This is a genomic window from Spartobacteria bacterium UBA695 (assembly GCA_002298145.1).
GTDB lineage: Bacteria > Verrucomicrobiota > Verrucomicrobiia > Chthoniobacterales > Chthoniobacteraceae > UBA695.
In genome coordinates, this window is sequence record DBMP01000025.1 from 17629 (window position 1) to 34823 (window position 17195).

A 17195-nucleotide genomic window follows, 5' to 3' on the forward strand; every position below is an offset into this window, starting at 1 on the left:
TTGTTGAGGCTCGCACTCGGGGACATGCCCGGAGCGGAACAGGTCAACGCCATTAGCATTCCGCATGCCAGCGCCTTTTTTTAGGAATTAACCTACCCGTAAAATTTAAATCTCCCGTACAACCATGTAACATTTGCCATTACACCAAACTAGACAGCTCTGGCGGGGTTTGTTCGTTTTTTATCCACTGCCACGGAATAGTGGATTGACGCTGACCAGGATTACCAGCGGTGGCTAGTTTAGGTCGTAGAGCCTGCGGATGGCGAAACTGACGAGGTCGAAGGCGCTGCGCAGGTTGAGCTTTTCTTTGATCCGCGCGCGGTAGGTATCGACGCTGGCGAGGCCAAGGCCGAGGGTGGTGGCGATTTCTTTGGTGCTCTTGCCTTCGCCGATTTTCTCCAGGACTTCCAGCTCGCGGTCGCTCAGGTGGGCGATGGAGCGGCCGACGGGGGCGGCGATCCGGCTGGCGGTCAGGGTGTGGAGCATGGCTTCGGTCATGGCCGGGGAGAGGTAGATTTTCCCGCCAAGGACTTGGCGCATGGCGGCGAGGAGTTCGGCCGAGGTGCAGTCTTTGGAGATGAAGCCCTTGGCGCCGTCGGAGAGGACGCGCCGGGCGTAGAGGGTTTCGTCGTGGCCGGAGTAGACCAGGAGTGCGGTGGGGAGGGAAAGGGCGCGGGCTTGTTTGATCAGGTCGGTGCCGCTGGATCTCCGCAAGGCGAGGCCGACAACGGCGAGCTCGGGCCGGGCGGAGACGAGGAGGGCGATCCCGCCGTGAAGGTCGTCGGCTTCTCCGGCAAGCTCCAGGCCGGGCTCGGCGGCGATCAGTTCCGCAAGCCGCTCCCGTAGCACCGGGTGACGCTCGATGACGGCCACACGCTGAGGGAGCTCACTCATAGGCGGGGGCTAGATTTCGATCGGCAGGCCGATTTCGATGGTCCGGTTGCTGGGCAGCCGGAAGAACTCGGCGGCGTTCTGGGCGTTGCGGCTCATGACGATGAAGGCGGCCCGCCGCACGGGGCTCATGCCTTTGGAGGTGGTGGGGACGAGCGTTTCGCGGCCGAGGAAGAAGGTGGTCTTTTCCGGGACGATCTCGAAGTGCTTCAAGGCGGCGGCGGAGACGATTTCGTCAATGGTGGGGATCTCCATGAACCCGAAGCGGGCGGTGATATGGAAGAAGCAGCCGTCGAGCGAGTCGATCTCCAGCCGGTCGGGGCGGCTGACGTAGGGGACGTGGTCGCTGGCGATGTTGAGGACGATGTTGCGCTCGTGGATGACGTGGTTGTGCTTGAGGTTCTGAAGGAGGGCGTTGGGGGTGCCGCTGGGGGAGCTGTTGAAGAAGACGGCGGTGCCTTTGACGCGGTAGGGGCTGTGGCTTTCGGAGAGGATGCCCGAGAGGCCGATCGAGCTGACGAATTCCTTGAGCGGCATGATGGCGGCGAAGCGTTTGCGGATGCGGCTGCGGCCGATCTTCCAGGTGGTCATCAGGTAGAAGAGGACGGAGCCGATGCAGAGGGGCAGCCAGCCGCCGTGGAGGACTTTGAGGGCGTTGGAGGCGAAGAAGGCGGACTCGATCAAGCCAAAGACGACGCAGATGAGCAGCGTGGGCAGCGTCTTCCACTTCCACACGCGGCGGGCGGCGAAGTAGAAGAGGCTGGTGGTGGTGAGCATGGTGAGCGTGACGGCGATGCCGTACGCGGAGGCGAGCGCGGAGCTGCTGCGGAAGCCGATGACGAGGGCGACGCAGGCTGCGCCAAGGGCGTAGTTGAGCTGCGGGATGTAGATCTGCCCGGAGGTGTCGCGGCTGGTGTGCATGACCTGCATGCGGGGCAGGTAGCCCATCTGCATGGCCTGGGTGGTGAGCGAGAAGGAGCCGGAGATGAGGGCCTGGGAGGCGATGATGGTGGCCATGGTGGCGAGGCCGATCAGCGGCCAGAGGGCCCAGCCGGGGGCGAGGAAGAAGAAGGGGTTGCTCGCGGCGGCGGGGTTGGAAAGGACCAGGGCCCCCTGCCCCATGTAGTTCAGGGCGAGCGCGGGGAGCACCAGGAAGTTCCAGGCCATCTGGATGGGGACGCGCCCGAAGTGGCCCATGTCGGCGTAGAGGGCCTCGCCGCCGGTAACGGATAGAAAGACGCTGCCCAGGACGACCATGGAGGCGGAGCTGTGGACTCTGAGGTACTGGATGCCCATCAATGGGTTGAAGGCGACGAGGATCGAGGGATGCTGGACGATCTGGACCAAGCCCATGAGGCCCAGGCAGGCGAACCAGAGGAGCATGACTTTGCCAAAAACACTCCCCACCGCGCCGGTGCCGTAGCGCTGGACGGAGAAGAGGCCGACGAGGATGATGAGCGTCAGCGGGATGACCAGGTGGTTAAAGACGGGCGAGATGAGTTCCAGGCCTTCGACGGCTGAAAGGACGGAGATGGCGGGGGTGATGACGCCGTCGCCGTAGAGCAGGGCCGCGCCGAAGATGCCGAGGCCGGTCATGATGGCCCCAGCACGGCCAAGGCGGTTATCTCGCTTTTCCGGAAAGGCCAGGGCGAGGAGAGCGAGGATGCCGCCCTCGCCGTTGTTGTCGGCCCGCAGGATGAGGCCGACATATTTCACGGAGACTAGCAGGATGAGGCTCCACAAAATGAGGGAGATGACCCCCACGATGTCGGCGAAGCTGGAACCGTGCTCCAGGCATTCTTTAAAAGCGTAAAGGGGGCTGGTGCCAATGTCGCCGAAAACGACGCCCAGCGCGACGAGCGCCAGCGGGAGCGTTTTGGATTGCGTGGAGGAGTGGGACTGCGTCATTGATGCCACAACGACGCTTTATAGAGCGTCCCAGCGCTCAAGCCAAAGGTGAAAAGATGGGTCATGTTCTTGAAGAGAGCTTGGGAGTGCGAATCCCCCATTGCAGGATTAGCATTTCTCATGCCTTGCGATTTTCTGCCAGCCATTTTTGCAAAATTACTCTAAATCCCCTACACGGGGAGCGTGGAATCCCCGGGGTGTGCTGGAGCGGAGGTGGCTAAATCAGGACAGTTGCGCAAAAAGCCACTCTTTACTCCCAGCCGCCTCCGAGGGCTTTGTAAAGGGCAATGAGGTTCTGGCTGAGGGCTTTGTCGCTCTGGGCTAGGGCGTCCTCAGTCTGGTAGAGGGAGCGTTCGGCGTCGAGTACGTTGATGAAGTTGGCCAGGCCCTTGGTGTAGAGTTCCTTGGCCATTTGGAGGGAGTCGCGGCTGGCTTTGACTGCCTGCTCCAGGCTGCGGCGGCGGAGTTTTTCCTTGGCGTAGCCGACGAGCGCGTTCTCGGTTTCCTCAAAGGAATTCAAGACCACTTTCTCATACTGGGCGAGGGCCTGCTCCTGGCGGGCGTTCTGGACGCGGATGTTGGCCCGAACGCGGCCGCTATCGAAGATCCGCCACTGGGCGGTGGGGCCGAGGGCCCAGAAGGCGCTGCCTTTGCTGATCCAGTCGTCGGTGCTGAGCGAAAGGTAGCCGCCCGCACCGGTGAGGTAGAATTTCGGGAAAAGATCGGCGGTGGCGACGCCGATGCGGGCGCTGGCGGAGGCGAGCTGGCGCTCGGCCTGGCGGATGTCAGGGCGGCGGCAAAGGAGCTCGGAGGGGAGGCCGACGGGTACGACGGGGGGCGTGGAGGGGATGGCGGCGGGCCGGGAAAGCTCGGCGTCAAGGGCTCCCGGGGGCTGGCCGAGCAAGCCGCCGAGGCGGTTCATGGAGGCCTGGATGAAGGCTTCCAGGCGGGGGATCTCGGCCTGGGTGGTGGCCAGGAGCGCGGTGGCTTGCTGGACGTCGAGGTCGCTGGTGAGGCCGTTTTTGTAGCGGTCGCTGGAGATTTCGAGGGCCTCTTGCTGGGCCTTGATGTTCTTTTGGGCGATTTCGAGCCGTCGCTGGCCGCCGCGCAGTTCGACGTAGTTGCGCCCGACCTCGGCCAGCAGGACGACCAGGGCGTTGCGCAGGGCGTACTGCGCGGCGTCGAACTCAGCCCGGCCCGACTGGGCGGCGCGCCGGGTACCGCCAAAGACGTCCACCTCCCACGAGGCCTGGAAGCCGGTTAGGTAGGCTTCGTTCTCGGGCGAGATGGAGACTTCTTTCAAAAGCGCGGGCGGGACTTGGATGTTGTCGGTGAGGCTTTTGGGAATCCGCGAGCGACCCACCATGCCGCCGGTGTCGACGGTGGGGCCGAAGCCTGCAAGGGCGATGCGATACTGCGCCCGGGCCTCGCGCACGCGGGCTTCGGCGATTTTGAGATCCGGGTTGGCGCTGACGGCGCGGGCGATGAGGGAGTTCAGCAGCGGGTCGCGGAAGGTTTTCCACCAGGCGGCGACGGGGGCGGCGGCTCCCTTTTCCCCACCGGAAAGGGGGGCGTTCCATTTCGAGGGGGCGGTGGTTTGGGGCGGGTGGTAGTCGGGGCCCACGGAGCATCCGCCAAGGATGAGGAGGAACGCGAGGGGCGAAAGATGGGGTTTCATGGGAAAAGGTGCTAATGAACGGCCACGGTGCCTTTGACCGTTACGCGTTTCAGGAGGAAGGCCAGCGGGACGGCGAGGATGGAGAGAAAGGCGAGCATCCGGAAGTCGTCGAGGTAGGCCATCATGGCGGATTGCTGGAGCATGGATTGGTAAATGAGGCCGTCGGCCATGGCCTGGGCTTTTACCGCGCCGACCTGCGAGCCGAGGAGGCCGTGGGCGGTCTGGACGGCGCTCTGGTAAAGGGGGTTGTAGGGCGTGACGTGCTCGACCATGGCGGCCTGGTGGATCTGCGCGCCGCGCGTGACCATGGAGGTGACCATGGCGATGCCGATCGAGCCAAAGAGGTTGCGCGCCAGGGCAAAGATGCCGGTGGCGTTGCCCATCTGCTCTTTTTTAAGCATGCCGAGGGAGACGGTCATCAGCGGGACCATGCAGAAGGCGAGGCCCGCGCCCTGGATGAAGTTCGGCAGGAAAAGGTCGCGCTGGGTGAGATCGAGGTTGAGCCAGGAGAGGGCGAGGGTGGAGATGCCCAGTATGAAGAAGCCGCCGCCGATCATTTTGCGGTTGTCAAAGCCGTTGACCATGATGCCCACCAGCGGCATGAAGGCGAGCAGGCCCAGGCCGCGCGGGATCTGCGCGATGCCGCACTGGAAGGAGCTGTAGCCCATGAGGCTTTGTAAAAAGAGGGGCAGGAGCGTGAGCGGGCCGTACATGAGGATGGCCGAGATGCTCACGAGCACGGTGCCGACGGCGAAGTTGCGGTTCTTAAACACGCGCAGGTCGGCCAGCGGCGCGGCGCTGGTCAGCTCGCGGAAGACGAAGGCCACGCACGAGAGGCCGGAGATCAGGGCGAACCAGCGAATCCACCCGGCGTTGAACCAGTCGGCGTCCTGGCCTTTGTCGAGGATGACTTGCAGGGTGCCGAGCCAGACGATGAGGAAGAAGAACCCGGAGGCGTCGATGCGGCCCGGGCGGGCGTCGCGGATGTAGTCGGGGTCGAAGACGAAGCGCCGGACCATCCACCACGCCAGGGCGCCGATGGGGAGGTTCATGTAAAAGAGCCAGCGCCAGGAATAGTGGTCGGTGACCCAGCCGCCCAGCACGGGGCCGACGACGGGGGCGATGATGACGCCCAGGCCGTAGGCGGCCATGGCGACGCCGTGCTTCTCGGGCGGGAAGCTCTCTAGCAGCACGGCCTGGGAGATCGGCTGCAAGGCGCCGCCGCCCGCCCCCTGCACGACGCGGGCCAGGAGGAGGACGGCGAGGCTCGGGGCCATGCCGCAGACGACGCTGGCGACGGTAAAGAGCAGGATGCAAGCGAGCAAAAAGCGCTTGCGCCCGAAGAACGACGAAAACCAGGCGCAGGCGGGGAGCACGACGGCGTTGGAAATAAGGTAGCTGGTCTGTACCCAGGTGGCCTCGCTGTTGGAGGCGGAGAGGTTGCCTGCGATGTTCGGCAGCGAGACGGACATGATGGTCGTGTCGAGCACTTCCATGAAGGTCGGCACGATGACCGCCGCGGCGACCCACCAGGGGTTGATCACTTTGTGGGGCTGGGCGGCGACGGCGGTGCTCATTTCACCCGGACGGCAGGCTCGACTGACATGCCGGGGCCGAGCGCCAGGGCGGGATCGGGCGCGGTGTCAAAGACGATCTTCACCGGGACCCGCTGGACGACTTTGATGAAATTGCCGGTGGCGTTCTCGGGCGGGAAGAGGCTGAAGCGGGCGCCCGCGCCGGACTGGATGCTCTCGACTTTGCCGGTGAATTTCTGGCCCGGGTAGGCGTCGATGCGGATCGTGACGGGCTGGCCGGGGCGCATGTGTTCGAGCTGGGTTTCCTTGTAGTTGGCCACGACCCAGAGGCGGTGCGGCACGATGGCCAGGAGGGCCTGGCCCGGCTGGACGTAGGCTCCGGGCTCGACGGAGCGCCGGGTGACGCGGCCGTCGTCCGGGGCGACGATCTTGGTGTAGGAGAGGTTTAGCTCGGCCTGGCGCAGCGCGGCTTCGGCCTGGGCGATGTCGGCGGTGGCGGTCTGGACTCCCGCCCGGCCCAGGCCTACCTGCGCCTCGGCTCCGAGGACTTTGGCCCGGGCGACGTCGACTTGCGCGGCGGCGGAGCGCGCCTGGGTCTCGGCGACGTCGACCTGGCTACGGGAGACGGCGCGGCTTTCAACGGACTGGTAGCGCTTCAGCTCGGCCTGGGCGCGGCTCGCCTCGGCTTCCACGGCGGTCAGGCCCGAGCGGGCTTGTTCCTGCTGGGCTTCTTCGACGGATAGCTGGGCGCGGGCCTGCTCCAGGCGGCTCTTGGCGGCGGCGAGCCCGGCCTGGGCTTGCGCGGCTTTGACTTGGTAGTCGCTGGGGTCAATCTCCAGCAGGGTCTCGCCCCGCTTGACTTCCTGGTTGTCCTCCACTGCCAAGCGGATGACGCGCCCCGGGATCTGCGGCGCGACGGGGGTGACGTGGCCCTCGATGGAGGCGTTGTCGGTGGATTCGTAGGGGGCGACGGCTACCTCGTAATACAGCGCGCCCGCGGCGGCGGCGAGGATCACCAGGCCGAGGGCCAACAGGCGCTTGAAGGGTTTGGATGGGCGCGCGATTTCCTTTTCGCCTGAGGGGGGCGGCTCGGGAGCCGTCGGTTCGGGACTCATGGGTGATTGCATGTTTTTCCAGTGCGAAAAAAAGATAGCAAAATAGAATCTCTAATACCATCGGATTCCGGGTGCCCGCCCGATGATCGATGGCCGCCGCTACTCGGCGCCGCCACCCAGTACGGAGTAGAGCTTAACCTGGTTGGTCAACTTGGCGAGCCGCAGGGTGACGAGCACTTGCTGCCCGGCGAAGAGGGAGCGCTGGGCGTCCAGGACGTTGAGGAAGTCGTCGATGCCCTGCTGGTAGCGGGAGTTCGAGAGGCGGTAGGTGGCGGAAAGCGCGTTGACGAGCGACTGCTGTTCCTTAACCTGCTGGCCCATGGTGCCGCGCACGGCAAGCGCGTCGGCCACTTCTTTAAATGCGCTCTGGATGGCTTTTTCGTACTGCGCGACGGTGATTTCCCGGTCGGCCTGGGTGATGCGCAAGGCGGGCAGGGTGCGGGCGTCGAAGATCGGGATGCTGGCTTGCGGGCCGAAGCTCCAGACGTCTCCGCCAGCTTTGAAGAGCCCGGCGAGGTCGCCGCTGGCGAGGCCCAGCGCGCTGGTCAGGTTGATGCTGGGAAAGAAGGCCGCGCGGGCCGCGCCGATGTTGGCGTTGGCGGCTTTGAGCTGGTGCTCGGCTTGCAGGACGTCGGGCCGGGTCAGGAGAACTTCGGAGCGGATGCCGGAAGCGATTTCCTTGGGCTGGCTGACGCCGTCCAGGTTGGACGGAAGCAGCCGGGCGGGCACCGGCGCGCCCACGAGCAGGGCCAGGGCGTTCTCGTCCTGCGCGACCTGCTGGGTGTAGGCGAAGACTTCGCGCCGCGCGGTGTCAACGGGGGTCTGGGCCTGGTAGAGGTCCAGCTCCTGGGCGAGGCCGAGGTCGTAGCGTTTCTTGACCAGTTCGTAGGAATGCTGCTGGGCCTCAACGGTGGTCTGCGCGAGCTTGAGGTTCTCGCGGTCCGCGGCCAGCGTCAGGTAGGCGTTGGCGATGGAGGCGATGAGCGTTACTTGCGCGCCACGGCGGCCTTCCTCGCTGGCGAGGTAGCTCTCCAGCGCTTTGCCTTTGAGGCTGCGCAGGCGGCCAAAGAAGTCGAGCTCCCACGAAGCGAGGTTCAGCCCACTGCTGTAGGTGCTGTAGGTGTAGCGGGCCCCTGTGGAGGAGTTCCGCGAGGAGTACGACTGGCGGCCGACCCCGGCGGTGGCGTCGATGACGGGGAGCAGCTCGGCGCGCTGGAGTTGGTAGTTGGCGCGCGCTTCCTTGACGTTGAGCGCGGCGATGCGCAGGTCGCGGTTGTTCGCCAGCGCGGTGCCGATGATTTCTTTAAGGTTCTTGTCGGTGAAGAAATCCTGCCACTTGAGCTTGGAGACGTCGGTGGCGGCGGCCTGCGCTTTGGGGTACGCGGGGCCGGTGGGCCAGGCTTCGGGCACGGGGGCCTTGGGCCGGTGGTAGCTGGGGATCATCGTGCAACCGGCGGCGGTGGCGACGACGACGGCCGCCGCCAGGAAAGGGATGGTTCTTTTCATTTTAGGAATTGGCTTTCGCGGTCAACTCGGGTTCTTTCCGCACGGAAAGCCGGTTTTTTCTACCAAAGGTTTTTTGGATCAACACGTAAAAGAGCGGGGCGAAGATGGTGACCAGCAGGGTGGAGGTGATCACGCCGCCGATGACTGCGGTGCCGATGGCTTTCTGGGCCCCCGCGCCCGCGCCGTTGGCGATCGCCATGGGCAGGACGCCGAAGCCGAAGGCTAGCGAGGTCATCACGATCGGGCGGAAACGCAGCTTGGCACCTTCGAGGGTGGCTTGGAGCAGGTCCATCCCCTCCTCTTCGACGCGCGCTTTGGCGAATTGGACGATCAAGATGGCGTTCTTGGTGGTCAGGCCCAGGGTCGTTAAGAGGCCGATCTGGAAGTAAACGCCGTTGGAGTAGCCCCGCAAGGAAGTGGCGATGATACCGCCGATGGCGCCCAGCGGCAGCGCCATGAGGATCGAGATCGGGATGGGCCAGCTTTCATACAGGGCCGCGAGGCAGAGGAAGATGACCAGGACGGAGAAGGCGTAGAGGGGCCCGGTTTGCGAACCGGCCTGGCGTTCCTGGTAGGAAAGGCCGTTCCAGTCATAGCCGATGCCTTTGGGAAGTTTTTTGACAAATTCCTCCATGGAGTGCATGGCATCGCCGGAGCTTCTGCCTGGCGCGGGCTCGCCGATGATGTTGACCGAGGGGAACCCGTTGAAGCGCTCCAGCTTGGGTGAACCGCTCGCCCAGTGCCCCGAGCCGATGGAGGAGTATGGAACCATTTTGCCCTTGTCGTTGCGGACGTAAAAGCGCTCCAGATCGGACGGCAACATGCGGTAATCCTTATCGGCCTGGACGTAGACTTTCTTGACGCGCCCGGCCTGGATGAAGTCGTTGACGTAGTAGCTGCCGAAGGCGGCTGAAACGGTGTTGTGGATGGTGTTGATCGGCACGCCCAGGGCGCCCGCTTTATCCCAATCCACATCGACATGGTATTCCGGCGTATCCTCAAGGCCGTTGGGGCGGATTTTGGTGAGGCCGGGGTCCTGCATCGCCATGCCGAAGAGCTGGTTACGGGCGCTCATGAGCGCCTCATGGCCCAGGCCAGCGCGGTCGATCAGCTCGAAGTCAAAGCCTCCGGCCATACCGAGTTCCGTCACGGCGGGCGGTGCGAAGGCGAATACCCGGGCGTTGCGGATCTGCGAGAAGGCCATCATGGCGCGTCCCGCGACGGGGGCGGCTTTCAGGTTTTCCGCTTTGCGCAGATCCCAGTCTTTCAATTTGATGAAGGCCAAGCCCGCGTTCTGGCCGTTGCCGGAGAAGCTGACGCCCGAGACCGTCATGCACGATTCCACGGCGTCTTTTTCTTTGGTCAGGAAGTAATCATTAACCTGTTTCATGACTTCCTTGGTTTGCTCCAGGGTGGAGTTGGCCGGGAGCATGGCCTGCACCATCAGCATCCCCTGGTCTTCGTCAGGCAGGTAGGCCGTGGGCATTTTTTGGAAGAGGTAGCACATGCCCGCGACGATCAGGATGAACACCATGATGTAGCGGCCCTTGTGCGTGAGCACCTGCCCCACGACGCGCATGTAGCCGTCGCGGCCCTTGAAGAACATGGCGTCGAACCAGCGGAAGAATGGGCGCAGAAACCAGACGCCCCCCTCAGCCGCTTCGTGCCCTTTTTCCACGGGTTTGAGGAAGGTGGCGCAGAGCACCGGCGTTAATACCAAGGCGACGACGACCGAGAGCATCATCGAGGCGACGATGGTGACGGAGAACTGCCGGTAGATGATGCCCGTGGAGCCGGGGAAGAAGGCCATGGGCCCGAATACGGCCGATAGCACAAGGCCGATGCCGATTAGGGCGCTGGTGATTTCGCCCATGGACTTGCGCGTGGCCTCCATGGGGGAGAGCCCCTCCTCGCTCATGATGCGTTCCACGTTTTCCACGACCACGATGGCGTCGTCCACGAGCAAGCCGATGGCCAGCACCATGGCGAACATGGTGAGCATGTTGATGGAATACCCCATCGCACCCAATATGGCAAAGGTTCCCAGGAGCACGACGGGCACGGCGATCGTGGGGATCAACGTGGCGCGCATGTTGCCCATGAAGAGGTACATGACCAGGAAGACTAGGACGACGGCTTCAAAGAGGGTCTTGACGACTTCGCCGATGGCCACCCGGATGAAGGGCGTGGTGTCGTAGGGATAGACGATCTTCATCCCCGTGGGGAAGTAGGCGCTCATCTCCTGCATCTTGGCGCGGACGGCGTTGGCGGTATCCAGGGCGTTGGCCCCGGCGGCCTGCCGGATGGCGAGGGCGGCGGCGGGCTTGCCGTCGCAGAAGTTCTCTACGGTGTAGCTCTCCGAGCCGAGTTCGGTGCGGCCTACGTCGCGCACTCGCACGACGGAACCGTCGGCGTTGGTACGAATCGGGATCGCACCGAATTCCTCGGGCGTCTTGAGCATGCTCTGGACGATGATGGAGGCGTTGAGCCGCTGGCCACCGACGGCGGGAGCGCCGCCGAACTGCCCGGCGGATATTTCGACGTTATAGGATTGCAGGGCCGTGATGACGTCCTGGACGGTCATCTTATAGTCGGTGAGTTTGTTCGGGTTGAGCCAGACGCGCATGGCGTACTGGGCACCGAAGATTTCCACTTCGCCGACGCCTTTGACGCGCGAGAGGACTTTTTCCAGGTTGGAGGCGGCGTAGTCGCGCAGGTCGTTGCCGTCCATGCTGCCGTCGGCGGAGACCAGGCCGAGCACCAAGAGGTAGTTGCGCGTGCTCTTTTTGACGGAGACACCCTGGCTCTGCACGGTCTCGGGCAGGCTGGCCATGGCGAGTTGCAGCTTATTCTGCACTTCGGCCTGGGCCAGGTCGACATCGGTGCCGGGGGCGAAGTTCAGCTCCAGACGGGCCTGGCCGGAGGAGTCGCTGGTGCACGACATGTAGAGGAGCTTGTCAAAGCCGGTCATCTTCTGCTCGATGATCTGCGTGACGCTGTTTTCCACTGTCTCGGCGGAGGCGCCGGTGTAGTTGGCCGTGATGGCGATCTGGGGCGGCGCGATGGGCGGGTACTGCGAGATGGGCAGCAGGTAGATGGAGAGGCCGCCGCCGACCATCAGGATGATGGCGATGACCCAGGCAAATACCGGGCGTTGTAAAAAGAATTTCGAAAGCATGGGGTCCTTTCTTTACTTGGCGCCGGGGGCAGGCTGGGCCGCGGCTTTTTTATCCTCGAAGGGGACGGCTTTGACGGTGGCACCGGGGCGCGTTTTCAAGCCGCCTTCGGCGATCAGCTGGTCGCCTTCCTCCAAGCCCGAGGAGACGAGCCAGTTGCTGCCCATGGCGCGATCGAGCACGACGGGGCGCTGCTCGACGATGTTCGAGCTGTTGACGATCAAGACATACGGGTTGCCCTTGGTGTCGCGCACGACGGTCTGCTGTGGGATCAGGATGGCCTTGGAGTTGACGCCCTCTTTGACGACGGAACGCACGAACATGCCGGGCAGAAGCACGCCGTTGGGGTTCGGCACGACGACGCGCAGGATGACCGAGGCGGTGGTCGGGTCGACGGTGACGTCACGGAATTGCAGGGTGCCCTCCAGCGGGTACTTGGTGCCGTCTTCCAGGATGATCTGGACTTTGTTGACGTCGTTATCCTGGTGAAGGCCGCCTTCTTTGAGGTGACGTTGCAGGCGCAGCATGTCGGCGGTGGCCTGGGGGATGTCGACGTAAATGGGGTCGAGCTGCTGGATGGTGGCCAGCGGGGTCGTCTGGTAGGCCGTCACGATGGCACCGTCGGTGACTGACGAGGTGCCGATGCGCCCGGAGATGGGCGAAACGACGCTGGCGTAGGCGAGGTTGATGCGGGCGGTTTCCAGGGAGGCCAGGGCCTGTTTGTAGGCGGCGTCGGAGTCGTCGTAATCCTGCTGGCTCACGGCTTTTTCGGCCATCGCCTTGGTGTAGCGCTCCATTTTGGAGCGGAGCGCGGGGATGGTGGCTTTGACGGCGTCGTAGGCGGACTGGAAGGGGGCCGGATCAATTTGGTAGAGCTGCTGGCCTTCCTTGACGTCGCTGCCCTCGGTGAAGAGGCGCTTCTGGATGAGGCCGTTGATCTGCGGGCGGATCTCGGCGATGCGGAAGGGGGAGGTGCGCCCGGGGAGTTCGGTCGTCAGAAGAATGCTCCGGCGCGCGACGCTCACGGTGGCCACTTCGGCGGTCATCGTGGGTGGGGCTTGGGTTTCGCGTTTGCAGGCCGCCAGGGATAATCCGCAATAGAGCGCCACGAGAGCCGTGCTCCATTTCATGAAGGTAGTGGGAGTCTGGTTTATGAGTTGCATGAGCTGTGCTGTAGGATGAGCCGGCAGTGGGGGGGGCGGCCTGCGGTTTATTATTTGGAAGTTGTAGTGGAAGGGGCGCGGAAGGCGGCCGTGGCGCAGACGATGAGCTCTCGGACGAGTTCTTCGGTCTCAATGCGACGGGGTTTTTCGTTGTTGGACAGGGCCGGGAGCGGCAGGAAGTCGAACCGCAGCCAGGCCCCGATGGCGTGGTGCATGGCGCCGATGATGAAGTGGGTGCGCCAGAAAAGTTCGTCCGGGGTAAGGTCGGGCAGGGCCCGGTGGATGGCGGTGTCAAAGCGCTGGCAGACGTTGGCGAAGCGCTCTTTGACGAAGGCTTTGACTTCCGGGTTCGACTCGTGAAAGCAGCGGGACATCAGCTGATGGAGGGCGTCGGATTTGTGGATCTCCTCGGCCCCGCGCTCCAGCATGGGCCGGATTAAGACCTCCATGATGGTCTCGATGGGGAGCGGCTTGCCGTCGGCTTCTTTTTCCAGGCGGTCGAGCCAGGCCAGGCGGCGCAGGTTGGCGGGCTCCAGGGCCCGGACGAAGACTTCGATGGCCAGGCGGTCCTTGGAGCCAAAGTAGTAGTTGATGGCCCCCAGGTTGGCCTTGGCCAGCCGCGCGATGTCGCGTACGGAGGTGCCGTCGACGCCGTTTTCGCCAAAAAGCGCTTCGGCGGCATCAAGGATGGCGGTTCGGGTTTCCGTGCAGGGCGAGGGAATGCCGATCGGCTGAAAGGGATGGGTCGGAGTTTGCGCTGGATCAGGGGCCATACGTTTGTTTCAAACGAACGTATGAATACCGCCCACGAGTGTCAAGGTTTTCCCCGAGGAAAAATACTCGCAAATTCCGAAAACGGTTCAAATGACTGACTATCAGTCATTTTTAAACTAAAAAGAGATCCGCCCGGGCTCACCATTGGAGTTGGATGCCCTGGTCCCCTTTGCTGCCATGGAGCGATGCCCGGAGAATCTGCTCCATGGTGGCGCACATCCGTTCGCGCCGGGGCGGCTCGTCGATGAGGCCCGGGTTATGGAGCAGGTGGACCAGGATGCCCACCAGCAGCGCGGCCATTTCGGCGGGATGCTCCACTGAGAAGTCGCCGGAATGGGTGCCGTCCCGGATGACTTCCTCGAAGAGCGGCGTGACGCGGGAGACGACTTCGATGACCGATTTCTGGTGAATGCCCGCGTTATTCTCCTTCTGCATGTACAAGGCCAGCTTGCTGTGGCCGGAATACTCCGAGAGCATCCCGGAGACGAGGCGCGAAAGGCGCTCTCCGGCGTTCCGGGCAGGCTGTGCGATGGCGGTTCGGAGCTTCTCAACGCCCTGGGAAATGCTCCGATGGATGACGGCGGCCAGGACGTCGTCCTTGCTCTTGAAATAGCAGTAAAAGGTCCCCTGGGCGACGTTGAGCTCGCGGACGATGTCGCTGACGGTCGTTTCGTCGAAGCCCCGGCGGAAAAAGAGGCGCTCCGCCGTCTCGATCAATTCGAGTCGACGTTCTCCGGGGGCTTTGCTGATGCGCGCCATAGGGGGAAATATGGCGGTCGACTGACAATCAGTCAACTACCGGCTATACTTTGTGAGTCGTTTGATTCAATGCACAAGCAATTCGGAGATTGCCTTGCCGCGAAGGGCGGGTACGCTGGGCCGCCGAATGGACGCTCAAGGCAGTCAGTCCTCAGAGGAATTCTTGCGCATCACCCGCCAGGCTGCATCGCGATGGAAGCTGGAACGGGTCAAGGGAGGCGTGTCTCTTACGCTGACGATTTTGGCCGTGGGCGGGCTCTTTTGGCTCCTGTTGCTGGCCTTCCGGCGCTCCTGGATCGCCCCGTTCCCCTTTGTAATGGCCGGAGCCGCACTCGCGCTCTTGGCCGCCGCACTCGCCGGGTGGTGCCGACGCCCGAAGCACGAAACGCTGCACCGGGGGCTCGACCGCCGCCTGGGGCTTCCCGATCTGGCGCTTTCCTCGGGCGAACTGACGGGCGAAGACGCCTGGCGGGCCCTCCTTCACCGCCAAACGCTTGCCCGCCTCCAGGCCCTCGACTGGGCCCAGGTGTGGCCGGTGCCCTGGCCGAAGTGGACCGGGGCCTCGACGCTGAGCTTGGCCGCTTGCGTGGCGCTGCTGGGCTTTTTTTACCACGCCGAGGTGGCCGCCCGACAGGCCTCGCTCTCCCGCCCCGTCCCGAAGGACGCCCGGACGGTCGCGCTGGAAACGGTTTTCAAAGACTGGGAGGAGGCCAAGGCGAAGGACGAGGGCCTCAAAAAGCTGATGGAGGAGACCGCGCCGTTGCGGGAGCGCCTCATGGCTCCGGGGAGCAATGAAAAGCAGCGGTTCGCGGATCTCAACCGGCTGGAGGAGATCGTGGCGGCGGAAAAGGCGAAGCTCGAAGCCCAGTCGCTCGATCCCCGGGCCGCCGCGCTGGCCGATGCCCTCTCCCCCATGGAGGGGATGAGCGCGCTGGCGGCGGCGTTGCGCAAAAAGGATTTCGGCAAGGCGGCGGACCAGGCCGCGCAAGCGGCGGAGAAGCTCGGGCAGGCGGGAGCCCAGCCGCCGCAGGGGGCGCAGGAGGCGGGCAACGCGGCGCAGAAACTCTCCGAGCAACTCGGCCAGCAGGGCCAGCAACAGCAGACGAGCCAGGCGCTGAGCCAATTCAGCCAGGGGGCGAAGCAGTCCGATGCTCAGAAGATGTCCCAGGGGCTCAACGGGCTCAAACAATCCTTCGGCCAGCAATGCCAGCGCAACGAGGCCCGCAAACGCCTTGCGACCCAGATGGCGCAGCTCAGTTTCTGCAAGAACCCGGGCAATAAACCGTGCGACGGCCAGGGGATGTGCCTCGTCCCGCGCCTCTCGTTCGCCAAAACAAACCAGCAGGGCAAGGGGGCGGGCTCGGAGACCAACCTGAACCGCTTCGGCGCGGAGACGAACCTCGCGAGCGAACGCCAGCGGGAGTCGATGAATAACACCGCCACGGAGGGAGAATCCGAGACGACCACGCTCAAGAGCGCCTCCGGCCAAGCCGAGGCCGCCCGCGCCACCCGGGGTGTCAATTTCGAGCAATACCAAACCCTTTCCCAACAGGCCATCGCCGACGAAGCAATTCCCGCTGCCCATCGGCAGGTCATCAAGACGTATTTCGAAACGATCCGGCCCAAAACCGAAAAATAACCCCTCATGAGCGAGTCCCTCCCCAGTTCCCCCAGCCAATCCATCGAACAAAACCTGGCGCTTTTCCGCGACCGCTTCGCGCAGCTGAAGTGCGAGGTGCAGAAGGTCATCATCGGCCAGGATGAGATCATCGAACACGCGCTGACCGCCATGATCGCGGGCGGGCACATCCTGTTGGAAGGCGTTCCGGGCCTGGGCAAGACGCTGCTCGTGCGCTCGCTGGCCGGGGCGCTGCGGCTTAATTTCCAGCGCATCCAGTTCACGCCCGACTTGATGCCTGCCGACTTGATCGGTACGCGCATTTTCGTCGAGGACGGCCACGGGCATTCGCGCTTCGATTTTTCCCCGGGGCCGATTTTCTGCAACCTGCTGCTCGGCGACGAAATCAACCGCGCCACGCCGAAAACGCAATCGGCCCTGCTGGAGGCGATGCAGGAAAAGAGCGTGACTGTGGCGGGCGAAACCCGGCACCTTGAGGCCCCTTTCTTCGTTCTCGCAACGCAGAACCCGCTGGAGATGGAGGGGACTTACCCGCTGCCCGAGGCGCAGTTGGACCGGTTCTTTTTCAAGCTGAAGGTCTCCTACCCGGCCGAGGAGGAGTTCGACCGCATCCTGGACTCCACAACGCGCCGGGAGCAGCCGACGGTGAGCCCGGTTTTCGATGGCAAAGACCTGGTGGAAATGGGGGCCTTTGCGCGGGATGTCCCGGTGGCCCCCAGCCTGCGCAAGAGCGTGGTGAGGCTCGTCATGGCGACCCACCCGGAGACGCAGTACGCTTCGGCGGAGGTGAAGAAGTACGTCCGTTACGGCGCGAGCCCCCGCGCGGGCCAGGCGCTCATTGTGGCGGCGAAAATCCGCGCCGTGCTCAACGGGCAGTTCAACGTTTCGCACGAGGACATCCTCGCGGGCGCGCTGCCGATCCTGCGCCACCGCGTGATGCTCAATTTCGAGGCCCAGGCCGACGGGCTCGACGCCGACACCCTGCTGGGCCGCGTGGTGGAAACGCAGCGGGCGGAGTGGAACCGCTAACCGGAACGCAACCCCGAACGGC

The 17195-nt window shown here is 64.0% G+C and carries 12 protein-coding genes; 2 read left to right on the forward strand and 10 right to left on the reverse strand.

The window, feature by feature from the left end; genetic code table 11:
- Positions 1 to 234: 234 nt before the first annotated feature.
- From B2828_RS14195 to B2828_RS14240, 10 genes are all read right to left on the reverse strand, one after another.
- Positions 235 to 894, reverse strand: a complete 660-nt coding sequence (locus tag B2828_RS14195; protein ID WP_479634422.1) for a LuxR C-terminal-related transcriptional regulator — start codon at positions 892 to 894, stop codon at positions 235 to 237.
- A 9-nt stretch (positions 895 to 903) separates the two neighbouring features.
- On the reverse strand, positions 904 to 2799 hold the full coding sequence (locus B2828_RS14200; protein ID WP_479634423.1) for a potassium transporter Kup: 1896 nt from the start codon (positions 2797 to 2799) through the stop codon (positions 904 to 906).
- A 250-nt stretch (positions 2800 to 3049) separates the two neighbouring features.
- Positions 3050 to 4477, reverse strand: coding sequence for an efflux transporter outer membrane subunit (locus B2828_RS14205; protein WP_479634424.1), 1428 nt, complete (start codon positions 4475 to 4477; stop codon positions 3050 to 3052).
- Between the two features lie 11 nt (positions 4478 to 4488).
- On the reverse strand, positions 4489 to 6054 hold the full coding sequence (locus B2828_RS14210) for a DHA2 family efflux MFS transporter permease subunit (RefSeq protein WP_479634425.1): 1566 nt from the start codon (positions 6052 to 6054) through the stop codon (positions 4489 to 4491).
- Positions 6051 to 7127, reverse strand: a complete 1077-nt coding sequence (locus B2828_RS14215) for an HlyD family secretion protein (protein ID WP_479634426.1) — start codon at positions 7125 to 7127, stop codon at positions 6051 to 6053. Before B2828_RS14215 ends, B2828_RS14210 begins: the two co-directional genes overlap by 4 nt.
- 99 nt (positions 7128 to 7226) lie before the next feature.
- Positions 7227 to 8633 (reverse strand): efflux transporter outer membrane subunit, encoded by a 1407-nt coding sequence (locus tag B2828_RS14220; RefSeq protein ID WP_479634427.1) that lies wholly within the window; start codon positions 8631 to 8633, stop codon positions 7227 to 7229.
- A 1-nt stretch (position 8634) separates the two neighbouring features.
- Complete coding sequence (locus tag B2828_RS14225; RefSeq protein WP_479634428.1) at positions 8635 to 11811, reverse strand: efflux RND transporter permease subunit; 3177 nt, start codon at positions 11809 to 11811, stop codon at positions 8635 to 8637.
- 12 nt (positions 11812 to 11823) lie between these two features.
- Positions 11824 to 12972: an efflux RND transporter periplasmic adaptor subunit gene (locus tag B2828_RS14230; protein WP_479634429.1), complete on the reverse strand. Its 1149-nt coding sequence runs from the start codon at positions 12970 to 12972 to the stop codon at positions 11824 to 11826.
- 50 nt (positions 12973 to 13022) lie between these two features.
- Entirely contained in the window at positions 13023 to 13745 is a 723-nt protein-coding gene (locus tag B2828_RS14235; protein ID WP_479634430.1) for a TetR/AcrR family transcriptional regulator, read from the reverse strand.
- 139 nt (positions 13746 to 13884) lie between these two features.
- Complete coding sequence (locus B2828_RS14240; protein WP_479634431.1) at positions 13885 to 14505, reverse strand: TetR/AcrR family transcriptional regulator; 621 nt, start codon at positions 14503 to 14505, stop codon at positions 13885 to 13887.
- Positions 14506 to 14632: 127 nt separating this feature from the next.
- On the opposite strand from B2828_RS14240, the gene B2828_RS14245 reads away from it, so the two are divergent.
- Together B2828_RS14245 and B2828_RS14250 are read left to right on the forward strand one after the other, a co-directional pair.
- Entirely contained in the window at positions 14633 to 16144 is a 1512-nt protein-coding gene (locus B2828_RS14245; RefSeq protein ID WP_479634432.1) for a hypothetical protein, read from the forward strand.
- Positions 16145 to 16150: 6 nt separating this feature from the next.
- Positions 16151 to 17173 carry an AAA family ATPase gene (locus B2828_RS14250; RefSeq protein ID WP_479634433.1) on the forward strand — a complete coding sequence of 341 codons (1023 nt, stop codon included), beginning with the start codon at positions 16151 to 16153 and terminating at the stop codon, positions 17171 to 17173.
- Positions 17174 to 17195 lie beyond the last annotated feature (22 nt).

Excerpts from the sequence above, each read along its gene's own strand:
- B2828_RS14195 (WP_479634422.1), bottom strand. The coding sequence starts at position 894 with ATGAGTGAGCTCCCTCAGCGTGTGGCCGTCATCGAGCGTCACCCGGTG.
- B2828_RS14200 (WP_479634423.1), bottom strand. The coding sequence starts at position 2,799 with ATGACGCAGTCCCACTCCTCCACGCAATCCAAAACGCTCCCGCTGGCG.
- B2828_RS14205 (WP_479634424.1), bottom strand. The coding sequence starts at position 4,477 with ATGAAACCCCATCTTTCGCCCCTCGCGTTCCTCCTCATCCTTGGCGGA.
- B2828_RS14210 (WP_479634425.1), bottom strand. The coding sequence starts at position 6,054 with ATGAGCACCGCCGTCGCCGCCCAGCCCCACAAAGTGATCAACCCCTGG.
- B2828_RS14215 (WP_479634426.1), bottom strand. The coding sequence starts at position 7,127 with ATGAGTCCCGAACCGACGGCTCCCGAGCCGCCCCCCTCAGGCGAAAAG.
- B2828_RS14220 (WP_479634427.1), bottom strand. The coding sequence starts at position 8,633 with ATGAAAAGAACCATCCCTTTCCTGGCGGCGGCCGTCGTCGTCGCCACC.
- B2828_RS14225 (WP_479634428.1), bottom strand. The coding sequence starts at position 11,811 with ATGCTTTCGAAATTCTTTTTACAACGCCCGGTATTTGCCTGGGTCATC.
- B2828_RS14230 (WP_479634429.1), bottom strand. The coding sequence starts at position 12,972 with ATGCAACTCATAAACCAGACTCCCACTACCTTCATGAAATGGAGCACG.
- B2828_RS14235 (WP_479634430.1), bottom strand. The coding sequence starts at position 13,745 with ATGGCCCCTGATCCAGCGCAAACTCCGACCCATCCCTTTCAGCCGATC.
- B2828_RS14240 (WP_479634431.1), bottom strand. The coding sequence starts at position 14,505 with ATGGCGCGCATCAGCAAAGCCCCCGGAGAACGTCGACTCGAATTGATC.
- B2828_RS14245 (WP_479634432.1), top strand. The coding sequence starts at position 14,633 with ATGGACGCTCAAGGCAGTCAGTCCTCAGAGGAATTCTTGCGCATCACC.
- B2828_RS14250 (WP_479634433.1), top strand. The coding sequence starts at position 16,151 with ATGAGCGAGTCCCTCCCCAGTTCCCCCAGCCAATCCATCGAACAAAAC.